Here is a 20,567-nt window from a genome sequence, read left to right as displayed (position 1 = left end):
CTATGCCGGCCGCCATGCCTCGTGAAATCCGCCTGAACGCCTTCGACATGGCCTGCGTCGGCCATATCCAGCACGGGATGTGGACCCATCCGCGCGACCGCTCGGTGGAATACACGAGCCTCGACCACTGGATGGGCCTGGCGCGGACCTTGGAGCGGGGGCTCTTCGACGGGCTGTTCCTCGCCGATGTGGTCGGCGTCTACGACGTGCTGGGCGGCAGCCCGGATGCCGCCATCCGCAACGCGGTGCAGATCCCCCTGCTCGACCCGTTGATGCTGGTGCCGGCCATGGCGGCGGCGACCCGCCACCTGGGCTTCGGCGTCACCTGCAACCTTTCCTACGAGGCGCCGCCGCTCTTCGCCCGGCGGATGGCGACGCTCGATCATCTGAGCCGTGGGCGGATCGGCTGGAACATCGTCACCGGCTACCTGGACAGCGCCGCGCGGGCCATGGGCCTCCAGAAGCAGGTGGCGCATGACGACCGCTACGATGCGGCCGAGGCCTTCATGGACCGTGCCTATGCGCTGTGGGAGGGCTCCTGGGCGGATGACGCCGTGCTCCGCGACCGGGCCTCGGGCGTCTATGCCGACCCCGCCCGGGTGCGGGAGGTGGCGGGCGGCGGGCCCTTCCTGGTCGAGCCCTCGCCGCAGCGGACGCCGGTGCTCTACCAGGCCGGCGCCTCGGACCGCGGCCGGGCCTTCGCCGCCCGGCATGCGGAATGCGTCTTCGTCAATTACGGCCGGCCGGCGGACATCGCCCGCCTCACCGCCGACCTCCGGGGCCGCGCTGCCCCGCGGCCGATCCGCATCTTCGCCGGCGCCACGGTGATCGTCGGCCGGACCCGGGCCGAGGCGGAGGAGCTTCTGGCCGAGTACCGCCACCATGCCAGCGTCGAGGGCGCGCTGGCCCATGCCGCGGCCTCGCTCGGCATCGACTTCGACCGCTTCGGTATCGACGAGCCGATCGAGGTCGCGGCGACGGATGCCATCAGCTCCAATGTCGAGGCGATGCGGCGGGTCTTCGGCCCGGGCTGGACCAAGCGGCAGCTGATCGATCAGTTCGTCCTCGGCAGCCGGCAGCGCCCGATCACCGGCAGCGCGGCGGAGGTGGCGGAGGCGCTGATCGGCTTCGCCGAGGCGGCCGATGTCGACGGCTTCAACCTCGCCCGGACGGTGATGCCGGAGGGGATCGAGGCCGTCGTCGACCTGCTGGTCCCGGAATTGCAGGCGCGCGGGGCCTACAAGCGCGGCTACGCGCCGGGGACCTATCGTGAGAAGCTGTTCGGCGCCGGGCCACGCCTCGCCGCTCCCCATCCCGCGACCGCCCATCGCGGATGATCCTTCTGCCTTTTCGGCGGTGCAGCATGAAGAACGGAAAGAAACCCCGCCGGGAGCGGTTCATCCTTCCACGCTGAAAGGCTGGACCCAGGGGATTGCCCTGGCGCCCCGGCCGCCCGACATTCGGGATAACGACGCGGGAGACGGACCATGGGCAGCATCCTACGCCCCGAAGCGACCCTCGACGACCGCTGGGACAAGTCAGGCGAGACGCTGCTGCTGACCGGAATCCAGGCGCTGGTCCGCCTGCCCCTGGTCCGCCACCAGCTGGACAAGGCGCTGGGCTGGAATACCGGCGGCTATATCAGCGGCTATCGTGGCTCGCCCCTCGGCACCTACGACCTGCAGCTGATGAAGCAGGCCGGGCGCCTGGCCGAGGCGAACATCACCGTCCGTCCCGGGCTGAACGAGGACCTGGCGGCGACCGCAGTTTGGGGCAGCCAGCAGGTGGCGCTCTACGGCAATCAGACGGTCGATGGCGTCTTCGGCATCTGGTACGGCAAGGGGCCGGGCGTGGATCGCTCCGGCGACGTGCTGCGGCATGCGAACAGCGCCGGCACCGCGCCGAAGGGTGGCGTGCTGGCGCTCGCCGGCGACGACCCGACCTGCAAATCCTCCACCATCACCTCGGGCTGCGAGATCAGCTTCATGGACGTGGAGATGCCGGTGCTCGACCCGGCCGGCGTCCATGAGATCCTGGACTACGGGCTGAAGGCGATCGACATGTCGCGCTTCGCCGGCCTTTGGGTCGGCATGAAATGCGTGGCCGAGACCATGGACGGTGCCGCCTCCGTCCTCGTCGACCCGGCGGCCTATGCGAGCGTGATCCCGGACTTCGCCTTCCCGCCCGACGGCGTGCATATCCGCCTCCGCGACCATGCCATCCCGCAGGAACAGCGCCTGCGCCATGTGAAGCTGCCGGCGGCCGTCGCCTTCGCCCGGGCGAACGGGCTGAACCCCATCGTGGTGGACAGCCCGCAGGCGCGCTTCGGCATCGCCGCCCGCGGCAAGGCCTATGCGACCCTGCGCCAGGCGCTGCGCGACGCCGGCATCACCGACGAGCTAGCGCGGATGGCGGGCTTGCGCATCTGGAAGGTTGGCCTCGCCTGGCCGCTGGATGCCGAGGCCGCGCGGGACTTCGCACGGGGCCTCGAGGAGGTGCTGGTGGTCGAGGACCGCCGGCCAGTGATCGAGCCGCAGCTGCGCGAGGCGCTCTATCACGAGATGCAGCGCCCGCGGATCACCGGCAAGACCGACGAGCAGGGCCGGCGCCTGCTCTCCGACCTGCTGGAGCTCGACACCGGCGCGGTGCTGCGGGCGCTCTACGCCCGGCTGCCGGAGGCGCTGCGGACCGAGCAGCTGGCTGCGCGCATCGCCCAGCTCGACGAACTGGCCAATCTCGCCCTGGCGCCGGTGCATGACCGGACGCCGCATTTCTGCCCGGGCTGCCCGCACAACACCTCGACCAATGTGCCCGAGGGCAGCCATGCCATGGCCGGCATCGGCTGCCATACGCTGGCGATCTACATGGACCGCAAGACGGACCTGCTGACCCATATGGGCGGCGAGGGCATGCCCTGGCTCGGCATGGCGCCCTTCGTCAGCGAAAAGCACATGTTCGCCAATCTCGGCGACGGCACCTATGCCCATTCCGGCAGCCTCGCCATCCGCCAGGCGATCGCGGCGGGCGCCAACATCACCTACAAGATCCTGGTGAACAGCGCCGTCGCCATGACCGGCGGGCAGACGCCGGAAGGCGAGCTCGGCGTGCCGGAGATCGCCGCGCAGATGGCGGCCGAGGGCGTGGGAAAGATCGTCCTCGTTTCCGACGACCCGGAGCGGCACCAAGGCGACGCGCGCATGCCGCGCGGCATCACCTACCGCCACCGCAGCGAGCTGGACGCGGTGCAGCGCGAGCTGCGCGAGCTGCCGGGCGTTTCGGTCCTGATCTATGACCAGCAATGCGCGACGGAGCGGCGCCGCAAGCGCAAGCGCGGCACCCAGGCCGTGGCGATCAAGCGCGTGGCGATCAACCCGCGCGTCTGTGAGGATTGCGGCGACTGCTCCCGCACCTCCAACTGCCTCGCCGTCGAGCCGATCGAGACCGAGTTCGGCCGCAAGCGCCAGATCGACCAGAGCGCCTGCAACCAGGACCTGTCCTGCGTCGAGGGCTTCTGCCCCTCCTTCGTCACCCTGGTCGGCGCGGAGCCAGCGAAGAAGCCGGTGCCGAAGCCGGGCGAGGCGCTGGCGGAGCCGGTGGTGCCGGAGCCCCGCGCGGGCGAGCCGGCCTGGAACATCCTGCTCGCCGGCGTCGGCGGGCAGGGGGTGACGGCGCTCTCGGCCATCCTCGGCATGGCGGCGCATCTGGAAGGCCGGCCGAGCCGCTCGGTCGACATGCTCGGCCTCGCCCAGAAAGGCGGCGGCGTCTTCGCCCAGCTCCGCATCGGCCGGGCCGGCGCGGCGCCGGAGACGATCGAGGCGCCGCGCATCGGCATGGGCCAGACCGACCTGCTGCTCTCGGCCGACATGGTGGTGGCGCATGGGCGGACCGCGCGGCCGCTGCTCGGCGCCGAACGGACGGTCGCCGTGCTGAATGCCGACCTGCAGCCGACGGCGCAGTTCGTGAAGGACACGAGCACGAAGTATGACCGCGCCGGCATGCTGGCGAGCATCCGCGGCGCCTGCCGCGAGGTGGTGGCGGTGCCTGGCGTGCAGGTGGTGGACGAGGCCTTCGGCGACCTGATCTACCTCAATGTCTGGCTGCTCGGCATCGCCTTCCAGCGCGGGCTGGTGCCGCTCTCGGCCGAGGCGATCGACCGGGCGCTGGAGCTGAACGGCGCGCAGGTGGAGCGGAACAAGGCCGCCTTCGCCCTCGGTCGCGCCGCAGCCCTTGCCCCGCCCGCGCCGGTGACGCCGGAGGACGAGACGTTGGATGCTCTGATCGACCGCCGCGTCGCGGAACTCGCGGCCTATCAGAGCGCCTCTTATGCCCGTCCCTATGCGGAGTTCGTCGCCCGCGTCCGCGCCGCCGAGCAGCGCGCGGTGCCGGGCGAGGAGCGCCTCGCCCGCGCCGTCGCCACCCAGCTCTACCGGCTGATGGCCTACAAGGACGAGTACGAGGTCGCCCGGCTGCATCACCTGCCGGAATGGCAGGCACATCTCGCGGGCCATTTCACCGGCACGCAGCGGGTGGAGCTGAACCTGGCGCCGCCGATCCTCGCCAAGACGGATCCGGTGACCGGGCAGCCGCGCAAGATGGCTTTCGGCCCCTGGATGCTGAAGGCGATGGGCCTGCTGCGCCACGGCAAGCTGCTACGCGGCACGCCGCTCGACCCCTTTGGCCGCACCGAGGAGCGGCGGATGGAGCGGGCCCTGCCCGGCGAGTACCGCGCCGGCGTGGAGCGGCTATTGGATCTCCTCTCCCCCGAGACCCATGCGCGCATCTGCGACTGGGCCGAGGCGGCGGCGGGCATCAAGGGCTACGGCCATATCAAGGCCCGCAACGCCGCGGCGGCGCGGGCGCGGATGGCGGAGCTGGAGGCGGCGGTCGCGCAGCCGGTGGTGGCGATGGCGGCGGAATAGGCTACATCCGCCCAAGCTGCAGAGACGGCATCCGGAGGACGACCATGCTGCCCGACCAGGCCTTCGAACTGCCCGAGGCGACGCGAGAGCTCCGCGAGACGGCGCTCGGCTTCGCCATGGACACCCTCGCCCCGCGGGCGCTGGAATGGGACCAGGCACGGCACTTCCCGGTGGAAGAGATGCGCGCCGCCGCCAGCCTCGGCATGGCGGCGCTCTATGTTCGGGAGGAGAGCGGCGGGGCGGGACTGACGCGGCTCGACGCCGCGGTGGTGTTCGAGGCGCTGGCGATGGGCTGCCCCACCGTCTCGGCCTATCTCTCCATCCACAACATGGTCGCCTGGATGATCGACTGCTTCGGCAACGACACCCAGCGCGCCCGCTGGCTGCCGGAGCTGGTGCCGATGCGGCTGGTGGCCAGCTATGCGCTGACCGAGCCCGGCTCCGGCTCCGACGCCGCGGCGCTACGCACCCGGGCACGGCGGGAGGGCGACCATTACATCCTCGACGGCACCAAGCAGTTCATCTCCGGCGCCGGCGCCTCCGACCTTTACCTCACCATGGTGCGGACGGGGGGCGAGGGGCCGGGCGGCGTTTCCGCCCTGCTGATCCCGAAGGACACCCCGGGCCTCTCCTTTGGCGCCAATGAGCGGAAGATGGGCTGGAACGCCCAGCCGACGCGGCAGCTGATCTTCGACGGCGCCCGCGTTCCCGCCTCCGCCCTGCTCGGCGAGGAGGGGCAGGGCTTCCGCTTCGCCATGGCGGGGCTGGATGGCGGACGGCTGAACATCGCCGCCTGCTCGCTCGGCGGGGCGCAGGCGGCGCTCGACAAGGCCCTGGCCTATGTCCAGGAGCGCCAGGCCTTCGGCAAGGCGGTCGCCGATTTCCAGAACACCCAGTTCCGCCTGGCCGACATGCGGACGGAGCTGGAAGCGAGCCGCACCCTGCTTTGGCGCGCCTGCGGCAAGCTGGATGCCAAGGCGCCGGATGCCGGCGCCTTCTGTGCCATGGCCAAGCGCTTCGTCACCGACACCTGCCACAAGGTGGCGGACGATGCGCTGCAGCTGCTCGGCGGCTATGGCTACCTGGCAGAATACGGGATCGAGAAGATTGTCCGCGATCTCCGCGTCCACCGGATCCTCGAAGGGACGAACGAGGTGATGCGGCTGATCATCGCCCGCTCGATGCTCGGCCGGCGATAAGCCGCTTGCCGGGGGCGGTGCCGGATAGGTACAATATCGGAATGGTCCCTCGCCCCCTCCTGCCGCTGCTGCTGATCGTCCTGGCCTGGCCAGCGGCGGCGCAGCAGCGCGCAGTGGTGGTGCCGGCCGAGGCCTCCATCGCCGTGCCAGCGCGGGGCGCGGCGCCCATCGCCTCGCCCGGCCCGCCGCGACGACCGCGCCGGGCGATCAGCGAACGGGTGCTGCAGGCGCCCCGGCCGGCCGAGACGGGCGCGCCGACCTCGCTGCTGGTCAGCGTGCCGCTCGGCATTGCGGCCGGGGTGCTGGCGGCGACGCTCGGCGGCGGCGGCGGCGGGGGAGGGGGCGGCGTCTCGGCCCCGGCGCGGACGCGCTAGGCCTTCTCCGCCAGGGCGAAGACCCGAAGCGCACTCGCCAGCGGCCGGCCGGAGCCGGCGCGGGCGGTGTCGATCTCCGTCACCAGCCCGGCGAGGCTCTGCCCGCGCCGGGCGGCGACATCCTCCAGCACCACCCAGAAATCCGCCTCCAGCGCCACCGAGGTGCGATGCCCGGCAAGCTGGAAGCTGCGCTTCCTGAGATGCCGCTCCTCACCCATCCAGCGTGGCGCCGGGGGTGACCATGTCCTCCGGCCGGACCCAGCGGTCGAAATCCTCCGGGCTGACATGGCCGAGGCGCTGGGCGGCGTCCTTCAGCGTCAGGTTCTCCTTGAGCGCCAGCTTGCCGATGGCGACGGCCTTGTCGTAGCCGATCCGCGGGTTCAGCGCCGTCACCAGCATCAGCGACTTCGCCAGGTTCTCGGCGATGCGCTCCCGCGCCGGCTCCAGCTTCAGGACCATGTGCTCGGCGAAGCTTTCGGCGGCATCGGCCAACAGGGTCGCCGATTGCAGCACGCAGTGGATGATCACCGGCTTGAACACGTTGAGCTCAAGGAAGCTCTGCGCGCCGGCCATGGTGACGGTGGTGGTGTTGCCCATCACCTGGGCGCAGACCATGGTCAGCGCCTCCGCCTGGGTCGGATTGGTCTTGCCCGGCATGATGGAGGAAGAGAGCCCGTCCGCCGGCACCACCAGTTCCGACAGGCCGGAGCGTGGGCCGCTGCCCAGCAGGCGCACGTCGTTGCCGAGCTTGTTGAGCGAGACGGCGATCACGTTCATCGCCCCCTGCAGCTCGACGAGGGCGTCATGCGCGCCCATGCCCTCGAACTTGTTCGGGTTCGGGGCGAAGGCGAGGCCGGTGCGCTCGGCGACGATCTCGCAGAAGACGCGGTCGAAGTCGCGGTGGCGGTTGAGGCCGGTGCCGACCGCGGTGCCGCCCTGGGGCAGCATCAGCAGCCGTGGCAGGGTGGCGCGCAGGCGCTCCTGGCCGAGCTCCACCTGGCGGGCCCAGGCACCGGCTTCCTGGCCGAGCGTGACCGGCACCGCGTCCATCATATGGGTCCGGCCGACCTTGATGATGTCGGCCCATTCCTCCGCGCGCCGGTTCAGCGCTGCATGCAGCCGGCCGAGGGCGGGAAGCAGGCGTCCCTCCACCGTCTCGGCGGCGGCGATATGCATCATGGTCGGGAAATTGTCGTTCGAGGACTGGCCGCGATTGACGTGGTCATTGGGGTGGACGGGCTTCCGGCTGCCGAGCGGCTGACCCAGCATCTCGTTGGCGCGGTTCGAGATGACCTCGTTGGCGTTCATGTTGGTCTGCGTGCCGGAGCCGGTCTGCCAGATCGGCAGCGGAAAGTCGGCATCGCGCTGGCCGTCGACGATCTCCTGCGCCGCATCCCTGATCGGCCCGACAAGCTCGGCCGGAAGCTCGCCGAGCCGGCCATTCGCCTCGGCGCAGGCCCATTTGTGCAGGCCGACGGCGCGGATCAGGGCCGGGGTGAAATGCTCCGTCCCGATGCGGAAGAGGAGGCGCGCCCGCTCGGTCTGCGGGCCCCAGTAGCGGTCGGCGGGGATGTCGATGGTGCCGAGGCTGTCGGTCTCGGTGCGGGTCTCGGCCATGCGGGCGTCTCCTTGGCGGTCGCCCTGCCAACGTGGCGAAGGGCAAGCCGTTCGTCGGCCCGGCCCGGTCGCCTCAGGCGGAGTAGGAGGAGACCTCGATCAGGTTGCCCTCCGGATCCCGGCAATAGACCGAGCCCATGGCGCCGAGCGCGCCGGTGCGGCTGACCGGGCCGAGTTCGATGGTGACGCCGCAGGCATGGAACTGGCCGACGATCTCCGCCGGCGAGACCGCGACGACGAAGCACAGGTCCTGCGTACCGGGCTCGCAGCGGGCGGCGGCGATCCATTCCTCCGCCGGGGCATCGGCGGGGCGGAGGTTGATCTTCTGCCCACCGAATTTCAGCGCGATGCGGGGTGGCGTGCCGAAATCCTCCCGCTCCATCCCGAGGACGCGCTGGTACCAGGAAGCCATGACCTCCATGTCGCGGCAGTTGATGACGAGATGGTCCAGCCGATCGACCGCGAAGCGCATCAGATGGATCCTTTTCCGGGCAGGCGGGCCGTGACCTCGATCTCGATGCGCATGGCATCGGTCTGCAGCCCGGCATGGATGAGGGTGGAGGCGGGGCGGGCTTTGCCAAGGTGGCGCTTCACCACCGGCCAGCAGGGTTCCCAGTCCTCGCGGCGGGGCACGATGAAGAGCACGCGCACCACGTCGTCGAGGCTGGCGCCGGCCTCCGCGAGGGCGGCGGCGATGTTGCGGAAGGCCTGGTCGGCCTGGGCCACGACATCATCCTCGATGGTCATGCGGGCGTAGTCGTAGCCGGTGGTGCCGGACACCCAGACATGGTCGCCATAGACCACGGCGCGGGAATAGCCGATCTCCTCCTCGAAGCGGGAGCCGGAGGAGATGTGGATGCGGGCCATGCGGCTCAGGCTCCGGCGCAGGCGGGGAGGGTGGAGCGCTTGCGCGCCGTGGCGGCGGGGAAGCGCTCGAGCTTGCCGGCGGGCCGGACTGGCCGCGTCACCAGCTCGCCGCCGCAATTCGGGCAGAGGCCGCCGGGCAGGCGGTTCGCCGCGCAGTCCCGGCACCAGGTGCATTCGAAGGAGCAGATCAGCGCCTCCCGGCTCTCGGGCGGCAGGTCCCGCCCGCAGCATTCGCAATTCGGGCGGAGCTCCAGCATCACTCGAGGCCTTCGTAGAAGTCGTTGCCGTCGTGTCCCGGCCGAAGGCCGGGATGCGCAAAGCCAGTACCACACGGGCAACGGCTGGCGGGTGGCATCACTCCAGCCCCTCGTAGAAGTCGTTGCCCTTGTCGTCGACGACGATGAACGCAGGAAAATCCTCGACCTCGATGCGCCAGACCGCCTCCATGCCGAGTTCCGGATATTCCAGCACCTCGACCTTCCGGATGCAGTCCTGCGCCAGCCGCGCCGCCGGGCCGCCGACCGAGCCAAGGTAGAAGCCGCCATACTGCTTGCAGGCATTCAGCACCGCCTTGCTGCGGTTGCCCTTCGCCAGCATGACGAGGCTGCCGCCGGCGGCCTGGAAGGCGGCGACATAGCTGTCCATCCGCCCCGCGGTCGTCGGGCCGAAGCTGCCTGTCGCATAGCCCTCCGGCGTCTTGGCCGGGCCGGCATAGTAGACGGGGTGGTTCTTGATGTAGTCCGGGAGGCCCTCGCCGCGGTCCAGCCGCTCCTGCAGCTTGGCATGGGCGATGTCGCGGGCAACGACCACGGTGCCGGTCAGCGAGACGCGGGTCTTCACCGGATGCTTCGAGAGCTCGGCGCGGATCTCGCTCATCGGCCGGTTCAGGTCGATGCGGACCACGTCGCCGCCGAGGATGCTATCCGTCGCCTCCGGCAGGTAATGCGCTGGGTCGTGTTCCAGCTGTTCGAGGAAGACGCCCTGCGGCGTGATCTTCGCCTTCACCTGCCGGTCGGCCGAGCAGGAAACGCCGATGCCGATGGGGAGCGAGGCGCCATGCCGCGGCAGGCGGATCACCCGCACGTCGTGGCAGAAATACTTGCCGCCGAACTGCGCGCCGATGCCGAGATTCTGCGTGAGCTTGTGGACCTCGGCCTCCAGCTCCGGGTCGCGGATGGCATGGCCGGACTTGTCACCCTCGGTGGGGAGGGTGTCGAGCCAGCGCGTGGAGGCCAGCTTCACCGTCTTCAGCGTGGTCTCGGCCGTGGTGCCGCCGATGACGATCGCCAGGTGGTAGGGCGGGCAGGCGCTGGTGCCGAGGGTCTTGATCTTCTCCTCGAGGAAGGCGAGCAGCTTCGGCTTGTTCAGCACCGCGCGGGTCTGCTGGTAGAGGAAGGTCTTGTTGGCCGAGCCGCCGCCCTTGAGGACGAACATCATATGGAATTCGTCCGCATGGTGCTCGCCTGGTTGCGCCATGATGGAGAAGTCGACGGGGAGGTTGTTGCCGGTGTTCACCTCCTCGAACATCGAGAGCGGCGCCATCTGCGAGTAGCGCAGGTTGGTCTCGGTATAGGTGCGGTGGACGCCGTAGCTCAGCGCCTCCTCCTCGTCGCCCTCGACCCAGACGCGCTGACCCTTCTTGCCGAAGACGATGGCGGTGCCGGTGTCCTGGCACATCGGCAGCACGCCGCCGGCGGCGATGTTGGCGTTCTTCAGCAGGTCGAGCGCGACGAAGCGGTCGTTGGCGCTCGCCTCCGGGTCCTGCAGGATCTTGGCGAGCTGCCCGAGATGGCCGGGGCGGAGCAGGTGGGAGACGTCGCGGCAGGCCTGGAAGGCCAGATCCTCAAGGGCCTTGGCTGGGACCTTCAGCACGGTCTTGCCATCGACCTCGATGGCGCGGACGCCCTCGATCGGCAGGCGGCGCCAGGGCGTGCCATCCTCCGCCAGCGGGAACATCGGGCTGTACTGGAAGCCGGAAGCACGGGTGGGGGCCGACACCGGGCCAGCGTCGACATCGTGCGAAGGCACGCGCAGGTCGCCGTCCTGCGACGGCACGCGGAGGGTGTCTTGGGGAGGGGTCACGGGCGGTCTCCGCGAAGGGGGCGCCGCCGATGGGCCACCGGCGGCGCGATCATCACCCGGCATTAGCCCAGAGGCGGGGCCAAGCCAACCGGCAGAGGATCAGTCGCGGGCCGGCCGGCGGCGGAAGCTGTCGAGGCTGACGACCTGGCTTGGCTCGGCCGCCGCCGCCGCGGCCGCGGTCTCGGGCTGCGGCGCCGCTTCCTGCACGGGCATCGCCTGGAAGCGCAGGCCGAAGCGGACGGAGGGGTCGGCGAAGGCGGTCAGCGCGGCGAAGGGCACGGTCAGCATGGCCGGGACACCGCCGAAGGAGAGGCCGACGGAGAAGCTGCCGGCGCCGCGATCCACGACCAGGTCCCAGAATTTGTGCTGCATCACGACCGTCATCTCCTGCGGGTAGCGGGCGCGGAGATGGCCGGGCATGGCGACGCCCGGATGGTCGGTGCGGAAGGTGATGTAGAAATGGTGCTCGCCGGGCAGGCCGTGCTTGGCGGCATGCGACAGCGCATCCTGCACCACGGCGCGCAGGGCTTCCTCCGTCCAAAGGGCGTAGGGCAGAAGGCTCTCAGGACGGGTTGACGAATCGCTCATGCATCGAACTCCCCCCCCCATATAGTGCGATTTTACTCAATCACGGAAGTGGGAGTATTGGATAGGCCTGTAGAAAGTGGGGGGCTTCTGTTGCCCGGCGCCCCCCGAGCCGCGCTTACCTATTCCTAGGCAGCGAGTGCGACAGCCTCGCGGCTGTTATCGTTCGCACTTAGAATCGGCCCGATGACGGCGGAACCATGCCGGGCAAAAGCGGCTTCTTTACCACGCGCGTCGAGCCTGTTTCGCCCCCAGGATGGTGGAGGCGCCGGGCACTGCCCCCGGGTCCGCAACGATTATTCCAAGCCGTGTTTATCACCATAGTCGCCGAAGCGACGGATCAGATGTAGGCGCTTCGGCAGCGGAATTCGAGGGGGCAGGGCGGTTTATGTCGCGGTGAATGGCCTCGCGATGCGCCGGCGCCACACCGGCTCCCATCATCGTGGCGTGGAGGGCGGCGCTGGGCTACATCCCGGCCCAGCACGAAGGACCACCCATGCCCCTCACCGACGACCAGCAGCAGGAGATCGAGGCCGCCCGCGCCGCCGAGGGCCGTACCCGCCGCCCCGTCGCGCCAGGGCTGGAGGCGCTGCTCTACCGGGCCGCGCCGGTGCTCGATCACGGTTTCGTCCGCGTCATCGACTACATGGGCGACGACGCGGCGGTGGTGCAGGCTGCCCGCGTCTCCTATGGCCGCGGCACCCGCGCCGCCAATGAGGACCGGGGCCTGATCCGCTACCTGATGCGGCACCGCCACTCGACACCCTTCGAGATGTGCGAGATCAAGTTCCATGTGAAGCTGCCGATCTTCATTGCCCGGCAGTGGATCCGGCACCGCACCGCGAATGTGAACGAGTATTCGGCGCGCTACTCCATCCTCGACCGGGAATTCTACATCCCGGCACCCGACCAGCTCGCCGCGCAGTCCACCGCCAACCGCCAGGGCCGCGGAGAGCTGCTGGAAGGCGAGGAAGCGGCGCGCGTCCTCGACCTGCTGCGCGGCGATGCGATGCAGGCCTATGACCACTATGCCTGGATGCTGAACGAGGATGCCGAGGGCAATCCGGTCGATCCCGCCCGCCAGGGCCTGGCGCGCGAGCTGGCGCGGATGAACCTGACGCTCAATACCTATACCCAGTGGTACTGGAAGACGGACCTCCACAACCTCCTCAACTTCCTTTCGCTGCGCGCCGATGCCCATGCGCAGTACGAGATCCGCGCCTACGCCGATGCCATGCTGGAGATGGTGAAGGCCTGGGTGCCGGCCTGCCACGAGGCCTTCGTCGACTACCGCATGGGCGCCGCGACGCTCTCGGCCGGGATGCTGGCCATCGTCCGGCGGATGCTGGCGGGCGAGCCGGTGGAGCAGCCCGGCAGCGGCCTCTCCAAGCGGGAATGGCGCGAGCTGATGGAGATGCTGGGGCGCCCCGCCGCATGAGCCGGAGCCCAGGCGGCAAGGATGCCGGCAGCCCGGCGGGCACCGCCCGCCCGGCGCCGAAGCCCCGCGCCTCGCGTGCCGGCCGTCCGGCCGGCAGGCCGGCCGCCCCGCGCGCGGCGCGGCCGCCGGTGCCCGATTCGCCGCTGGCCGGCTGGCGGCGCTGGCTCTGGGTCGGCGTGCTGGTCCTCGCCGTGCTGATCGGCCTGCCGCTGGCCCATGCCCTGTTCGGCGAGGTGGTGGCGCTGCTTGGCGGGATGCTGCTCCTCGGTGTCCTGCTCGGGCGCTGGACCGCGCCGCGGCGGTAAGCCGCTACTCGATGACGATGCGCGGCCCGGCCGGCGCCTCCGCGCCGTTCAGCTTGGCCCAGAGCCGGGTGGCCATGCGGCGGTAGGTCTGCGCCTCCTCCGTTTCCGGCCGGGCGGCGACGATCGGGGTGCCGGCATCGGCGAGCGTACGGATCTCGAGCTTCAGCGGCAGCTCGCCGAGGAATTCGACGCCCATCCTCGCCGCCTCGGCCCGTGCGCCGCCATGGCCGAAAAGCTCGTCCCGGTGCCCGCAATTCGGGCAGCAATAGTAGGACATGTTCTCGATCACTCCGAGAACGGGGACATTGACCTTCTCGAACATCTTCACCCCGCGCCGGGCGTCGATCAGCGCCACGTCCTGCGGCGTGGAGACGATCACGGCGCCGGCCAGCGGCACGCGCTGCGACATGGTGAGCTGGGCGTCGCCGGTGCCGGGCGGCATGTCCACCACCATGATGTCGAGCGCGCCCCACTCCACCTGGCCCATGAGCTGCTCGAGCGCGCCCATCACCATCGGGCCACGCCAGATCATCGCCGTCTCCTCCTCGACGAGGAAACCGATGGACATGGCTTTCAGCCCCCAGCGGCTGATCGGGATGATCCGCTGGCCCTCGGTGCGCGGCCGCTCCCGCGTGCCGAGCATCTGGGGAAGGGAGGGGCCGAAGATATCGGCATCGAGAAGCCCGACCTTCAGCCCTTCGGCGGCCAGTGCCACGGCGAGGTTCACCGCCGTCGTGGACTTGCCGACGCCGCCCTTGCCGGAGGCGACGGCGACGATCTTCCGCACCTCGGGCAGCAGCATCGGGCCCTGGCCGGCAGGCGCCTTGGGCCCCGGCCGCGGCGGCGCGGCGGGGGCCGCAGGCGCCGGACGATGCGCCGTCAGCACCGCCGTCGCGCTCAGCACGCCCGGCACGCCGGCTGCGGCGCGCTCGGCCGCCAGGCGCAGCGGCTCCATCTGCGGCGCCCGCTCACGCGGCACGGCGAGGGCGAATTGCACCAGCCCGTCGCGCGCCGCCAGCCCCTGCACCATGCCGGAGGAAACGATGTCCTGCCCCGTCGCCGGATCACGCACCGCGCGCAGCGTATTCCGGACCGTATCGACCAGTTGTTCGGACATCGCTTGAAAACCCTCCACTTCCGGCCAATATCGCGCGCGCCTGGGGCGCTTTGCAGCGTGCGGGCACCCGTCGCCCGGCCGGGCGTGTCATATGGCCGGGTGCCGTCGCGCATCCAGCCCCAAACACGCCGCCAGGTGTGTCCGGGGTCCTGCCGGCGGTCAGAACGATCAATCGGTGGAGGCCGGACCAAACGATGGCGCTGAACAGTGGCGGACCCAGCCCTTGGGGAAATCCCCGACCGGGCGGGCCGTGGGGGACACCTCCACCCGGGCCACCGGGGGGCGGCCGCGGCCCGGGCGGGCCGGGACCCGACCTCGACGACCTGATCCGCCGCGCGCAGGACTGGGTCCGCGGTTTCCTGCGCACGCCGCGGGGCGGCGGCAGCGGGCGGGCGGCCGCATTGCTGGCCTTGCTCGTCCTCGGCGTTTGGGCGGCGAGCGGCATCTACCGCGTCCAGCCGGACGAGGAGGGTGTGGTGCTGCGCTTCGGCGCCTATCACCGCAACGCCCCGCCCGGCCTGAATTACCATATCCCCTGGCCGGTCGAGACCGCGCTGACGCCGCGCGTCACGACCGAGAACCTGGTCTTCATCGGCTTCCGCTCGGCCGATGCCAGCGCCCCCCGCGCCGGCGCCGGCCGCGACGTACGGGAGGAGTCGCTGATGCTGACCGGCGACGAGAACATCATCGACATCGATTTCGTGGTGCGCTGGCGCGTGCGTGACGCCTCGGAGTTCCTGTTCAACACCCGGAACCCGGAAAACACCATCAAATCGGCCGCTGAGAGCATGATGCGCGAGGTGATCGGCCGTACGCCGATCCAGCCGGCGCTGACCGAGGCGCGCGCCCAGATCGAGACCCAGGTGGCCCAGGGCACCCAGGCGATCCTCGACCAGTACAAGGCGGGCGTCGTCGTCACCCAGGTGCAGCTGCAGAAGGTCGACCCGCCCTCCGAGGTGATCGAGGCCTTCCGCGACGTGCAGCGCGCCGCCGCCGACAAGGAGCGCTCCCGCAACGAGGCCGAGGCCTATCGCAACGACATCATCCCCCGCGCCCGCGGCGAGGCGGAGCGGATGATCCAGGAGGCCCAGGGCTACCGCGACAGCCAGGAGGCCCGGGCCAAGGGCGAGGCGACGCGCTTCGTCAGCGTGCTCGGCGCCTATCGCCAGGCTCAGGACATCACGATGCGCCGGCTTTATCTCGAAACCATGGAGGACATCCTGCGGCGCAACCCGAAGGTCATCGTGGATGACCGGCTGCAGGGGCTGGTGCCCTTCCTGAACCTGACGGACCCGCCGGCGGCCCGCGGCGGTAGCCGCCCGGCCCCGTCTTCGCCGCCGACGCTGCCGAGCATGCCGCGCGGTGCGCAGACCCAGGGAGGCACGCGATGAACCGCCTTGCCGTTGCCGGCGTGGTGGTGCTCTTCGCGCTCTTCGCCGTCCTTTCCTCGCTCTTCACCGTGCACCAGACGCAGCAGGTGCTGATCACCCAGTTCGGCGAGCCGCGCCGGGTGGTGCGGGAGCCGGGGCTGAACATGAAGGTGCCCTTCATCCAGACGGTGATCGCCTTCGACCGCCGCCTGCTCGATTTCGACGCGCAGGGGCAGGAGGTGATTCTCGGCGACCAGCGGCGGATCGTGGTGGATACCTTCACCCGCTACCGCATCACCGACCCACTGCGCTTCTACCAGACGGTGGGCGCGACCGAGAACGGCATCCGCCTTCGGCTCGGGCCGATCGTTTCCTCGACGCTGCGGAACACCCTCGGCAGCGAGACGCTGCTGGCGGTGCTCTCGGCCGACCGCGCCCGGATCATGGGCGAGATCCGCCAGCGGGTGAACACCGAGGCGCAGAGCTTCGGCATCGAGGTGACGGACGTCCGCATCCGCCGCGCCGACCTGCCGGAGGAGAACACCCAGGCCATCCTGTCCCGCATGCAGTCGGAGCGCGAGCGCGTCGCCCGGGAGCAGCGGGCCGAGGGCGCCGAGCAGGCCCAGCGCATCCGCGCCGCAGCCGAGCGCGACCGGACGGTGCTGATCGCCGAGGCGCAGTCCCAGGCCGAGATCCTGCGCGGCCAGGGCGAGCAGACCGCCATCCGCATCTTCGCCGAGGCCTTCCAGCAGGATCCGGAGTTCTTCCAGTTCTGGCGGACCATGCAGGCGATGCGGGAGGCCTTCTCCGATGGCGAAACGCGGATGCTGCTGAGCCCGGAGAGCGACTTCTTCAAGTACTTCCGCAGCATCCCGACGCCGGGCGCGGGGCGGACGCCCTGACCGGACGGGGCGCGGTGCCGGGCCGCGCCCCTCCTCCTTCCGGCTGGCGGATTGGGCACCAGCCACCATCTAGCCTAGCCTGTCGTTCAGTCCTTCCGGCGGGTGCCGCGTTGAAGCGGCACCCTTTCGCAATTGAGGTGTCGCCGATGCGCCTAGCCCATCCCCTCCTTGCCTTGGTGATCGCCGGCCTGCCGGCGCTGGCCCAGGGCCAGCCCGCGCCGATCGCGCCCGCGCCGGTGGCGCCGCTGCCTGCGCCGCCCGCCGCGGCACCGCCCACCAATGCGCCGCCGGCGATGCCGATGCGGGACGTCCCGCCTTCCTTCGCGCCGCTGGCGCGTCAGCTCCTCCCGGCGGTGGTCAACATCTCGACGACCCAGAACGCCCAGGCCCGGGCCAACCGGCCGGACGCGCCCGACATGCCGCAGGCCCCGCCCGGCAGCCCCTTCGAGGAGTTCTTCCGCGACTTCTTCAACCGCAACCGGCCGGGGCAGCCGGGCCAGCCGGGGCAGGGGCCGGAGCAGCAGCGGCCGCGCCGGGCGCAGTCGCTCGGCTCCGGCTTCATCATCGACACCAGCGGCATCGTGGTGACCAACAACCACGTCATCGACGGCGCCGACGAGATCAACGTCATCCTCCAGGACAACACGTCGATCCGGGCGGAGCTGCTGGGGACCGACCCGCGCACCGACCTCGCCGTGCTGCGGATCAAGACCGATAAGCCGCTGCATGCCGTGCAGTTCGGCGACAGCGACTCGGCGCAGGTCGGCGACTGGGTGCTGGCGATCGGCAATCCCTTCGGCCTCGGCGGAACGGTCACGGCCGGCATCGTCTCGGCCCGCGGGCGGGACATCCGCCAGGGCATGTATGACGACTTCATCCAGACGGATGCCGCCATCAACCGCGGCAATTCCGGCGGGCCGCTGTTCAACCTGGAAGGTCAGGTGGTCGGCATCAACACCGCGATCTACTCGCCCTCCGGCGGGTCGATCGGCATCGGCTTCTCCATCCCCTCCAACCTCGCGCGCAACATCACCGCGCAGCTGAGGGACGGCGGCAAGGTGCGGCGCGGCTGGCTCGGGGTGAACATCCAGCAGGTCACCGACGAGATCGCTGAGAGCCTGGGCCTCCAGGGCGGCGGCCGCGGGGCGCTGGTCGCCCGCGCCCAGGAGGACGGGCCGGCGGCCAAGGCCGGCATCCGCAACGGCGACGTAGTGCTGCGCTTCAACGGACAGGAGGTGCGGGAGATGCGCACCCTGCCGCGCATTGTGGCGGAGACGCCGGTCGGTCGGCCGGTGCCGGTGGTGGTCTGGCGCGACGGGCGCGAGCAGACGGTCAACGTCACCGTCGGCGAGCTGCCCGGCGAGCCGCAGCAGGCCGCGGCGACGCCCGCCCCGCAGGCGAACCGGCCGACGGAGCTCTCCGGCCTCGGGCTCCGCGTCGCGCCGATCTCGCCGGAAACGCGGGAGCGGTTCAGCCTGAAGCCGGACCAGCGCGGAGTGGTCGTCATGGAGGTGGCGCCCGACAGCCCCGCCGCCGAGCGGGAACTGCGCCCCGGCGACGTCATCGTCGAGGTGCAGCAGGAGCGGGTGACGACGCCGCAGGAGGTCCAGGCGAAGCTGGAGCAGCTCCGCCGGCAGAACCGCCCGAGCGCGCTGCTGCTGATCGAGACGGCGCAGGGCCAGCGCTTCGTCCCGCTGCGGCTGCGCGGCGAGCGCGGCAGCCCGGGCTGAGGAGGCAGGGGCCGGGCGACCGGTCCCCGTCATGCCTGTCAGGCGGCGGCCATGCGCCCCACCCGGCAGCGCATCAGCGGCTGGATGCGGGTGCCGAACTCGTCCATGCCGCGCAGGAAGTCGTCGAAGACCAGCATGATGCCGCTGGTCCCCGGCACCTCGGCCGCCTCGTCCAGCAGCCGGGCGACGGCGGCGTGGGAGCCGACCATCAGCCCCATGTTGAAATTCACCGCCGACTTCGCCTTGGCCATCCAGCGGGCGGTCGAGGTTTCGTCCGCCGCCGTGTCGGCGCCGGCCTGCTCGGTGAGCCAGGCCACGGCCTCGAGGTCGACCCCGTCGCGGTAGTGCTCCCAGCGCGCCTCGGCATCCGCATCCGTCTCGGCGGCGATGACCATGTAGAGGACATAGGCGCCGACCGCGCGGCCCGTCTCCGCCGTCGCCTCGACCAGCCGGGCGATGTTGGGGGCGGTCTGCATCGGGTTGTTCACCCCGGCGCCGGCGCAGAAATTGTAGTCGCCGTGTTGCGCGGCGAAGCGGATGCCGGTCGGGCTCTGGCCGGCGCAGACGATCTTCACCTCGCCCTTCGGACGGGGGCTGACCCGGCAATCCTCCATCCGGAAGAACTGCCCCTTGAGATCGGTACGGCCGGTGGCCCAGAGCTCGCGCAGGATCTGCACATATTCGGCGCAGTACTCATAGCGCCGGGCGAAATGCGCCTCGCCCGGCCAGAGGCCCATCTGGCTGTACTCCGCCTGCTGCCAGCCGGAGACGATGTTGACCCCGAACCGCCCTCGGGAGATGTCGTCGATGGTGGCGGCCATCCGCGCCACGATGGCGGGCGGGATGGTCAGCACCGCGACCGAGGCGTAAAGGCGGATGCGGCTGGTGACGGCGGCCAGCCCCGCCATCAGGGTGAAGCTTTCGAGGTTGTGGTCCCAGAACTCGCTCGGGCCGCCGAAGCCCCGCAGCTTGATCATGGACAGGGCGAAGTCGAAGCCGTAGCGCTCCGCCCGCTGCACCACCTCGCGGTTCAGGTCGAAGCTCGGCATGTATTGCGGCGAGGTGGTGGAAATCAGCCAGCCGTTGTTGCCGATCGGAATGAAGACGCCGATATCCATCCTGCCGCTCCCGGTATTCTGCGGTCGGGAGAGGCAAGCGCTATGCCGCGACGATCTCCTCGGCCCGGTAGCCCTGGGCGAAGAGCAGGGCCCGGAGGTCGGCATGATCGACCCGCGCCTGCGCGGCGGCCGCGACCACCGGCTTGGCGCGGAAGGCGATGCCGAGGCCGGCGGCCTGCAGCATGGCGAGGTCATTCGCCCCATCGCCCACCGTCAACGCATCGGAGAGCGGCAGGCCGTGCTCGGCCGAGAGGCGCTTCAGCGTCGCCAGCTTGGCGTCGCGGTCGAGGATCGGCTCCTCCACCAGCCCGGTCAGCTTGCCATCCGCCACGCCGAGGGTGTTGGAGTAGTGGGCATGGAAGCCGAGCCTCTCCGCCACCCGCCCCGTGAAGAAGGTGAAGCCGCCGGAGACGATGGCGCAATGCGCCCCATGCGCCCGCATGGTGGCGACCAGCGCCTGGGCGCCCGGGGTGATCTCGGTCGCCTTCCAGGTCTCTTCCAGTGCGGCGGCATCGAGGCCGGCGAGCAGGCCGACGCGCTCCGCCAGCGCCTCCCGGAAATCCAGCTCGCCATTCATCGAGCGGCGGGTGATGGCGGCGATGCGGTCCTTCAGCCCGGCATAGGCCGCCAGCTCGTCCAGCGTCTCGCTGGTGACGATGGTGCTGTCCATGTCGGCCAGCAGCAGGCGCTTGCGGCGGCCCTCGGCGGGGAGGGCGATGGCATCGACCGGCGCCTCCTCCAGCGTGGCGCGGGCGGCGGCGGTCGCCTGCTCCGGCGAGAGGCCGGCGAAGGCGATGTCGGCCGCTTCGTCTGGCGCCAACCAGTCCGGCGTGCCGGCATCGGCGCCGAGATCGGCAAGCGCGGTGCGCAGCCGGGCGAGGGTGGCGGCGGCGAGGCCGCCGGCGGGGGCCACCAGGGTCAGGACATGGGACATGCGGGCGGGG

General features: G+C 70.7%; 19 protein-coding genes and 1 other RNA gene. 9 read left to right on the top strand and 11 right to left on the bottom strand.

Going from position 1 to position 20,567, the window contains the following annotated elements:
• Nucleotides 1-14: 14 nt before the first annotated feature.
• The 4 genes from LH62_RS04010 (at nucleotide 15) to LH62_RS03995 (ending at nucleotide 6,492) form a co-directional block, all read left to right on the top strand.
• Complete coding sequence (locus tag LH62_RS04010; RefSeq protein ID WP_043365134.1) at nucleotides 15-1,337, top strand: LLM class flavin-dependent oxidoreductase; 1,323 nt, start codon at nucleotides 15-17, stop codon at nucleotides 1,335-1,337.
• Between the two features lie 150 nt (nucleotides 1,338-1,487).
• The gene (locus LH62_RS04005; protein WP_043359403.1) at nucleotides 1,488-4,919 is read left to right on the top strand and encodes an indolepyruvate ferredoxin oxidoreductase family protein; all 3,432 of its coding nucleotides are present in this window, start codon (nucleotides 1,488-1,490) and stop codon (nucleotides 4,917-4,919) included.
• 44 nt (nucleotides 4,920-4,963) lie between these two features.
• Entirely contained in the window at nucleotides 4,964-6,118 is a 1,155-nt protein-coding gene (locus LH62_RS04000) for an acyl-CoA dehydrogenase family protein (protein WP_043359401.1), read from the top strand.
• A gap of 41 nt (nucleotides 6,119-6,159) precedes the next feature.
• Nucleotides 6,160-6,492, top strand: a complete 333-nt coding sequence (locus LH62_RS03995) for a hypothetical protein (RefSeq protein WP_043359400.1) — start codon at nucleotides 6,160-6,162, stop codon at nucleotides 6,490-6,492.
• Here the strand turns inward: LH62_RS03995 and LH62_RS03990 are convergent.
• From LH62_RS03990 to ssrA, 8 genes are all read right to left on the bottom strand, one after another.
• Nucleotides 6,489-6,710 (bottom strand): ribbon-helix-helix domain-containing protein, encoded by a 222-nt coding sequence (locus LH62_RS03990; protein ID WP_043359398.1) that lies wholly within the window; start codon nucleotides 6,708-6,710, stop codon nucleotides 6,489-6,491. The two genes, LH62_RS03995 and LH62_RS03990, sit on opposite strands and share 4 nt — an antisense overlap.
• Nucleotides 6,703-8,109 carry a lyase family protein gene (locus tag LH62_RS03985; RefSeq protein ID WP_043359397.1) on the bottom strand — a complete coding sequence of 469 codons (1,407 nt, stop codon included), beginning with the start codon at nucleotides 8,107-8,109 and terminating at the stop codon, nucleotides 6,703-6,705. The genes LH62_RS03990 and LH62_RS03985 overlap by 8 nt, the downstream gene beginning before the upstream one ends.
• A gap of 73 nt (nucleotides 8,110-8,182) precedes the next feature.
• Complete coding sequence (locus LH62_RS03980; protein WP_043359396.1) at nucleotides 8,183-8,581, bottom strand: VOC family protein; 399 nt, start codon at nucleotides 8,579-8,581, stop codon at nucleotides 8,183-8,185.
• Nucleotides 8,581-8,976 carry a RidA family protein gene (locus LH62_RS03975; RefSeq protein WP_043359395.1) on the bottom strand — a complete coding sequence of 132 codons (396 nt, stop codon included), beginning with the start codon at nucleotides 8,974-8,976 and terminating at the stop codon, nucleotides 8,581-8,583. The genes LH62_RS03980 and LH62_RS03975 overlap by 1 nt, the downstream gene beginning before the upstream one ends.
• Nucleotides 8,977-8,981: 5 nt before the next feature.
• Entirely contained in the window at nucleotides 8,982-9,233 is a 252-nt protein-coding gene (locus tag LH62_RS03970; RefSeq protein WP_043359393.1) for a DUF1272 domain-containing protein, read from the bottom strand.
• 97 nt (nucleotides 9,234-9,330) lie between these two features.
• Complete coding sequence (locus LH62_RS03965) at nucleotides 9,331-10,932, bottom strand: fumarate hydratase (RefSeq protein WP_052214932.1); 1,602 nt, start codon at nucleotides 10,930-10,932, stop codon at nucleotides 9,331-9,333.
• 225 nt (nucleotides 10,933-11,157) lie between these two features.
• A complete protein-coding gene (locus LH62_RS03960) occupies nucleotides 11,158-11,646 on the bottom strand; it encodes an SspB family protein (RefSeq protein WP_043359391.1) in 489 nt (162 codons plus the stop codon).
• 75 nt (nucleotides 11,647-11,721) lie between these two features.
• Nucleotides 11,722-12,019: a transfer-messenger RNA gene (gene ssrA, locus LH62_RS29015) on the bottom strand.
• A 120-nt stretch (nucleotides 12,020-12,139) separates the two neighbouring features.
• Between ssrA and thyX the strand changes: the two genes are divergently transcribed.
• Together thyX and LH62_RS03950 are read left to right on the top strand one after the other, a co-directional pair.
• Nucleotides 12,140-13,081: an FAD-dependent thymidylate synthase gene (gene thyX, locus LH62_RS03955; protein ID WP_043359389.1), complete on the top strand. Its 942-nt coding sequence runs from the start codon at nucleotides 12,140-12,142 to the stop codon at nucleotides 13,079-13,081.
• Nucleotides 13,078-13,386 carry a hypothetical protein gene (locus LH62_RS03950; protein ID WP_043359387.1) on the top strand — a complete coding sequence of 103 codons (309 nt, stop codon included), beginning with the start codon at nucleotides 13,078-13,080 and terminating at the stop codon, nucleotides 13,384-13,386. Before thyX ends, LH62_RS03950 begins: the two co-directional genes overlap by 4 nt.
• A 4-nt stretch (nucleotides 13,387-13,390) precedes the next feature.
• Here the strand turns inward: LH62_RS03950 and LH62_RS03945 are convergent, their stop codons facing one another.
• Nucleotides 13,391-14,503: an Mrp/NBP35 family ATP-binding protein gene (locus LH62_RS03945; protein ID WP_043359385.1), complete on the bottom strand. Its 1,113-nt coding sequence runs from the start codon at nucleotides 14,501-14,503 to the stop codon at nucleotides 13,391-13,393.
• Nucleotides 14,504-14,697: 194 nt separating this feature from the next.
• On the opposite strand from LH62_RS03945, the gene hflK reads away from it, so the two are divergent.
• From hflK to LH62_RS03930, 3 genes are all read left to right on the top strand, one after another.
• Nucleotides 14,698-15,894, top strand: coding sequence for an FtsH protease activity modulator HflK (gene hflK / locus LH62_RS03940; RefSeq protein ID WP_052213684.1), 1,197 nt, complete (start codon nucleotides 14,698-14,700; stop codon nucleotides 15,892-15,894).
• On the top strand, nucleotides 15,891-16,775 hold the full coding sequence (hflC, locus tag LH62_RS03935; protein ID WP_043359383.1) for a protease modulator HflC: 885 nt from the start codon (nucleotides 15,891-15,893) through the stop codon (nucleotides 16,773-16,775). Before hflK ends, hflC begins: the two co-directional genes overlap by 4 nt.
• Before the next feature lie 146 nt (nucleotides 16,776-16,921).
• Nucleotides 16,922-18,505: a DegQ family serine endoprotease gene (locus LH62_RS03930; protein WP_043359382.1), complete on the top strand. Its 1,584-nt coding sequence runs from the start codon at nucleotides 16,922-16,924 to the stop codon at nucleotides 18,503-18,505.
• A 38-nt stretch (nucleotides 18,506-18,543) separates the two neighbouring features.
• Here the strand turns inward: LH62_RS03930 and rutA are convergent, their stop codons facing one another.
• Together rutA and serB are read right to left on the bottom strand one after the other, a co-directional pair.
• Entirely contained in the window at nucleotides 18,544-19,623 is a 1,080-nt protein-coding gene (gene rutA / locus LH62_RS03925; RefSeq protein WP_043359380.1) for a pyrimidine utilization protein A, read from the bottom strand.
• Nucleotides 19,624-19,663: 40 nt separating this feature from the next.
• Nucleotides 19,664-20,557 carry a phosphoserine phosphatase SerB gene (gene serB / locus LH62_RS03920; RefSeq protein ID WP_043359378.1) on the bottom strand — a complete coding sequence of 298 codons (894 nt, stop codon included), beginning with the start codon at nucleotides 20,555-20,557 and terminating at the stop codon, nucleotides 19,664-19,666.
• Nucleotides 20,558-20,567: the final 10 nt, after the last annotated feature.

It is taken from the genome of Belnapia sp. F-4-1, assembly GCF_000802185.1.
GTDB lineage: Bacteria > Pseudomonadota > Alphaproteobacteria > Acetobacterales > Acetobacteraceae > Belnapia.
The sequence above is the reverse complement of the archived record's forward strand: the minus strand, read 5'-3'. Positions and strand labels throughout refer to the sequence as shown.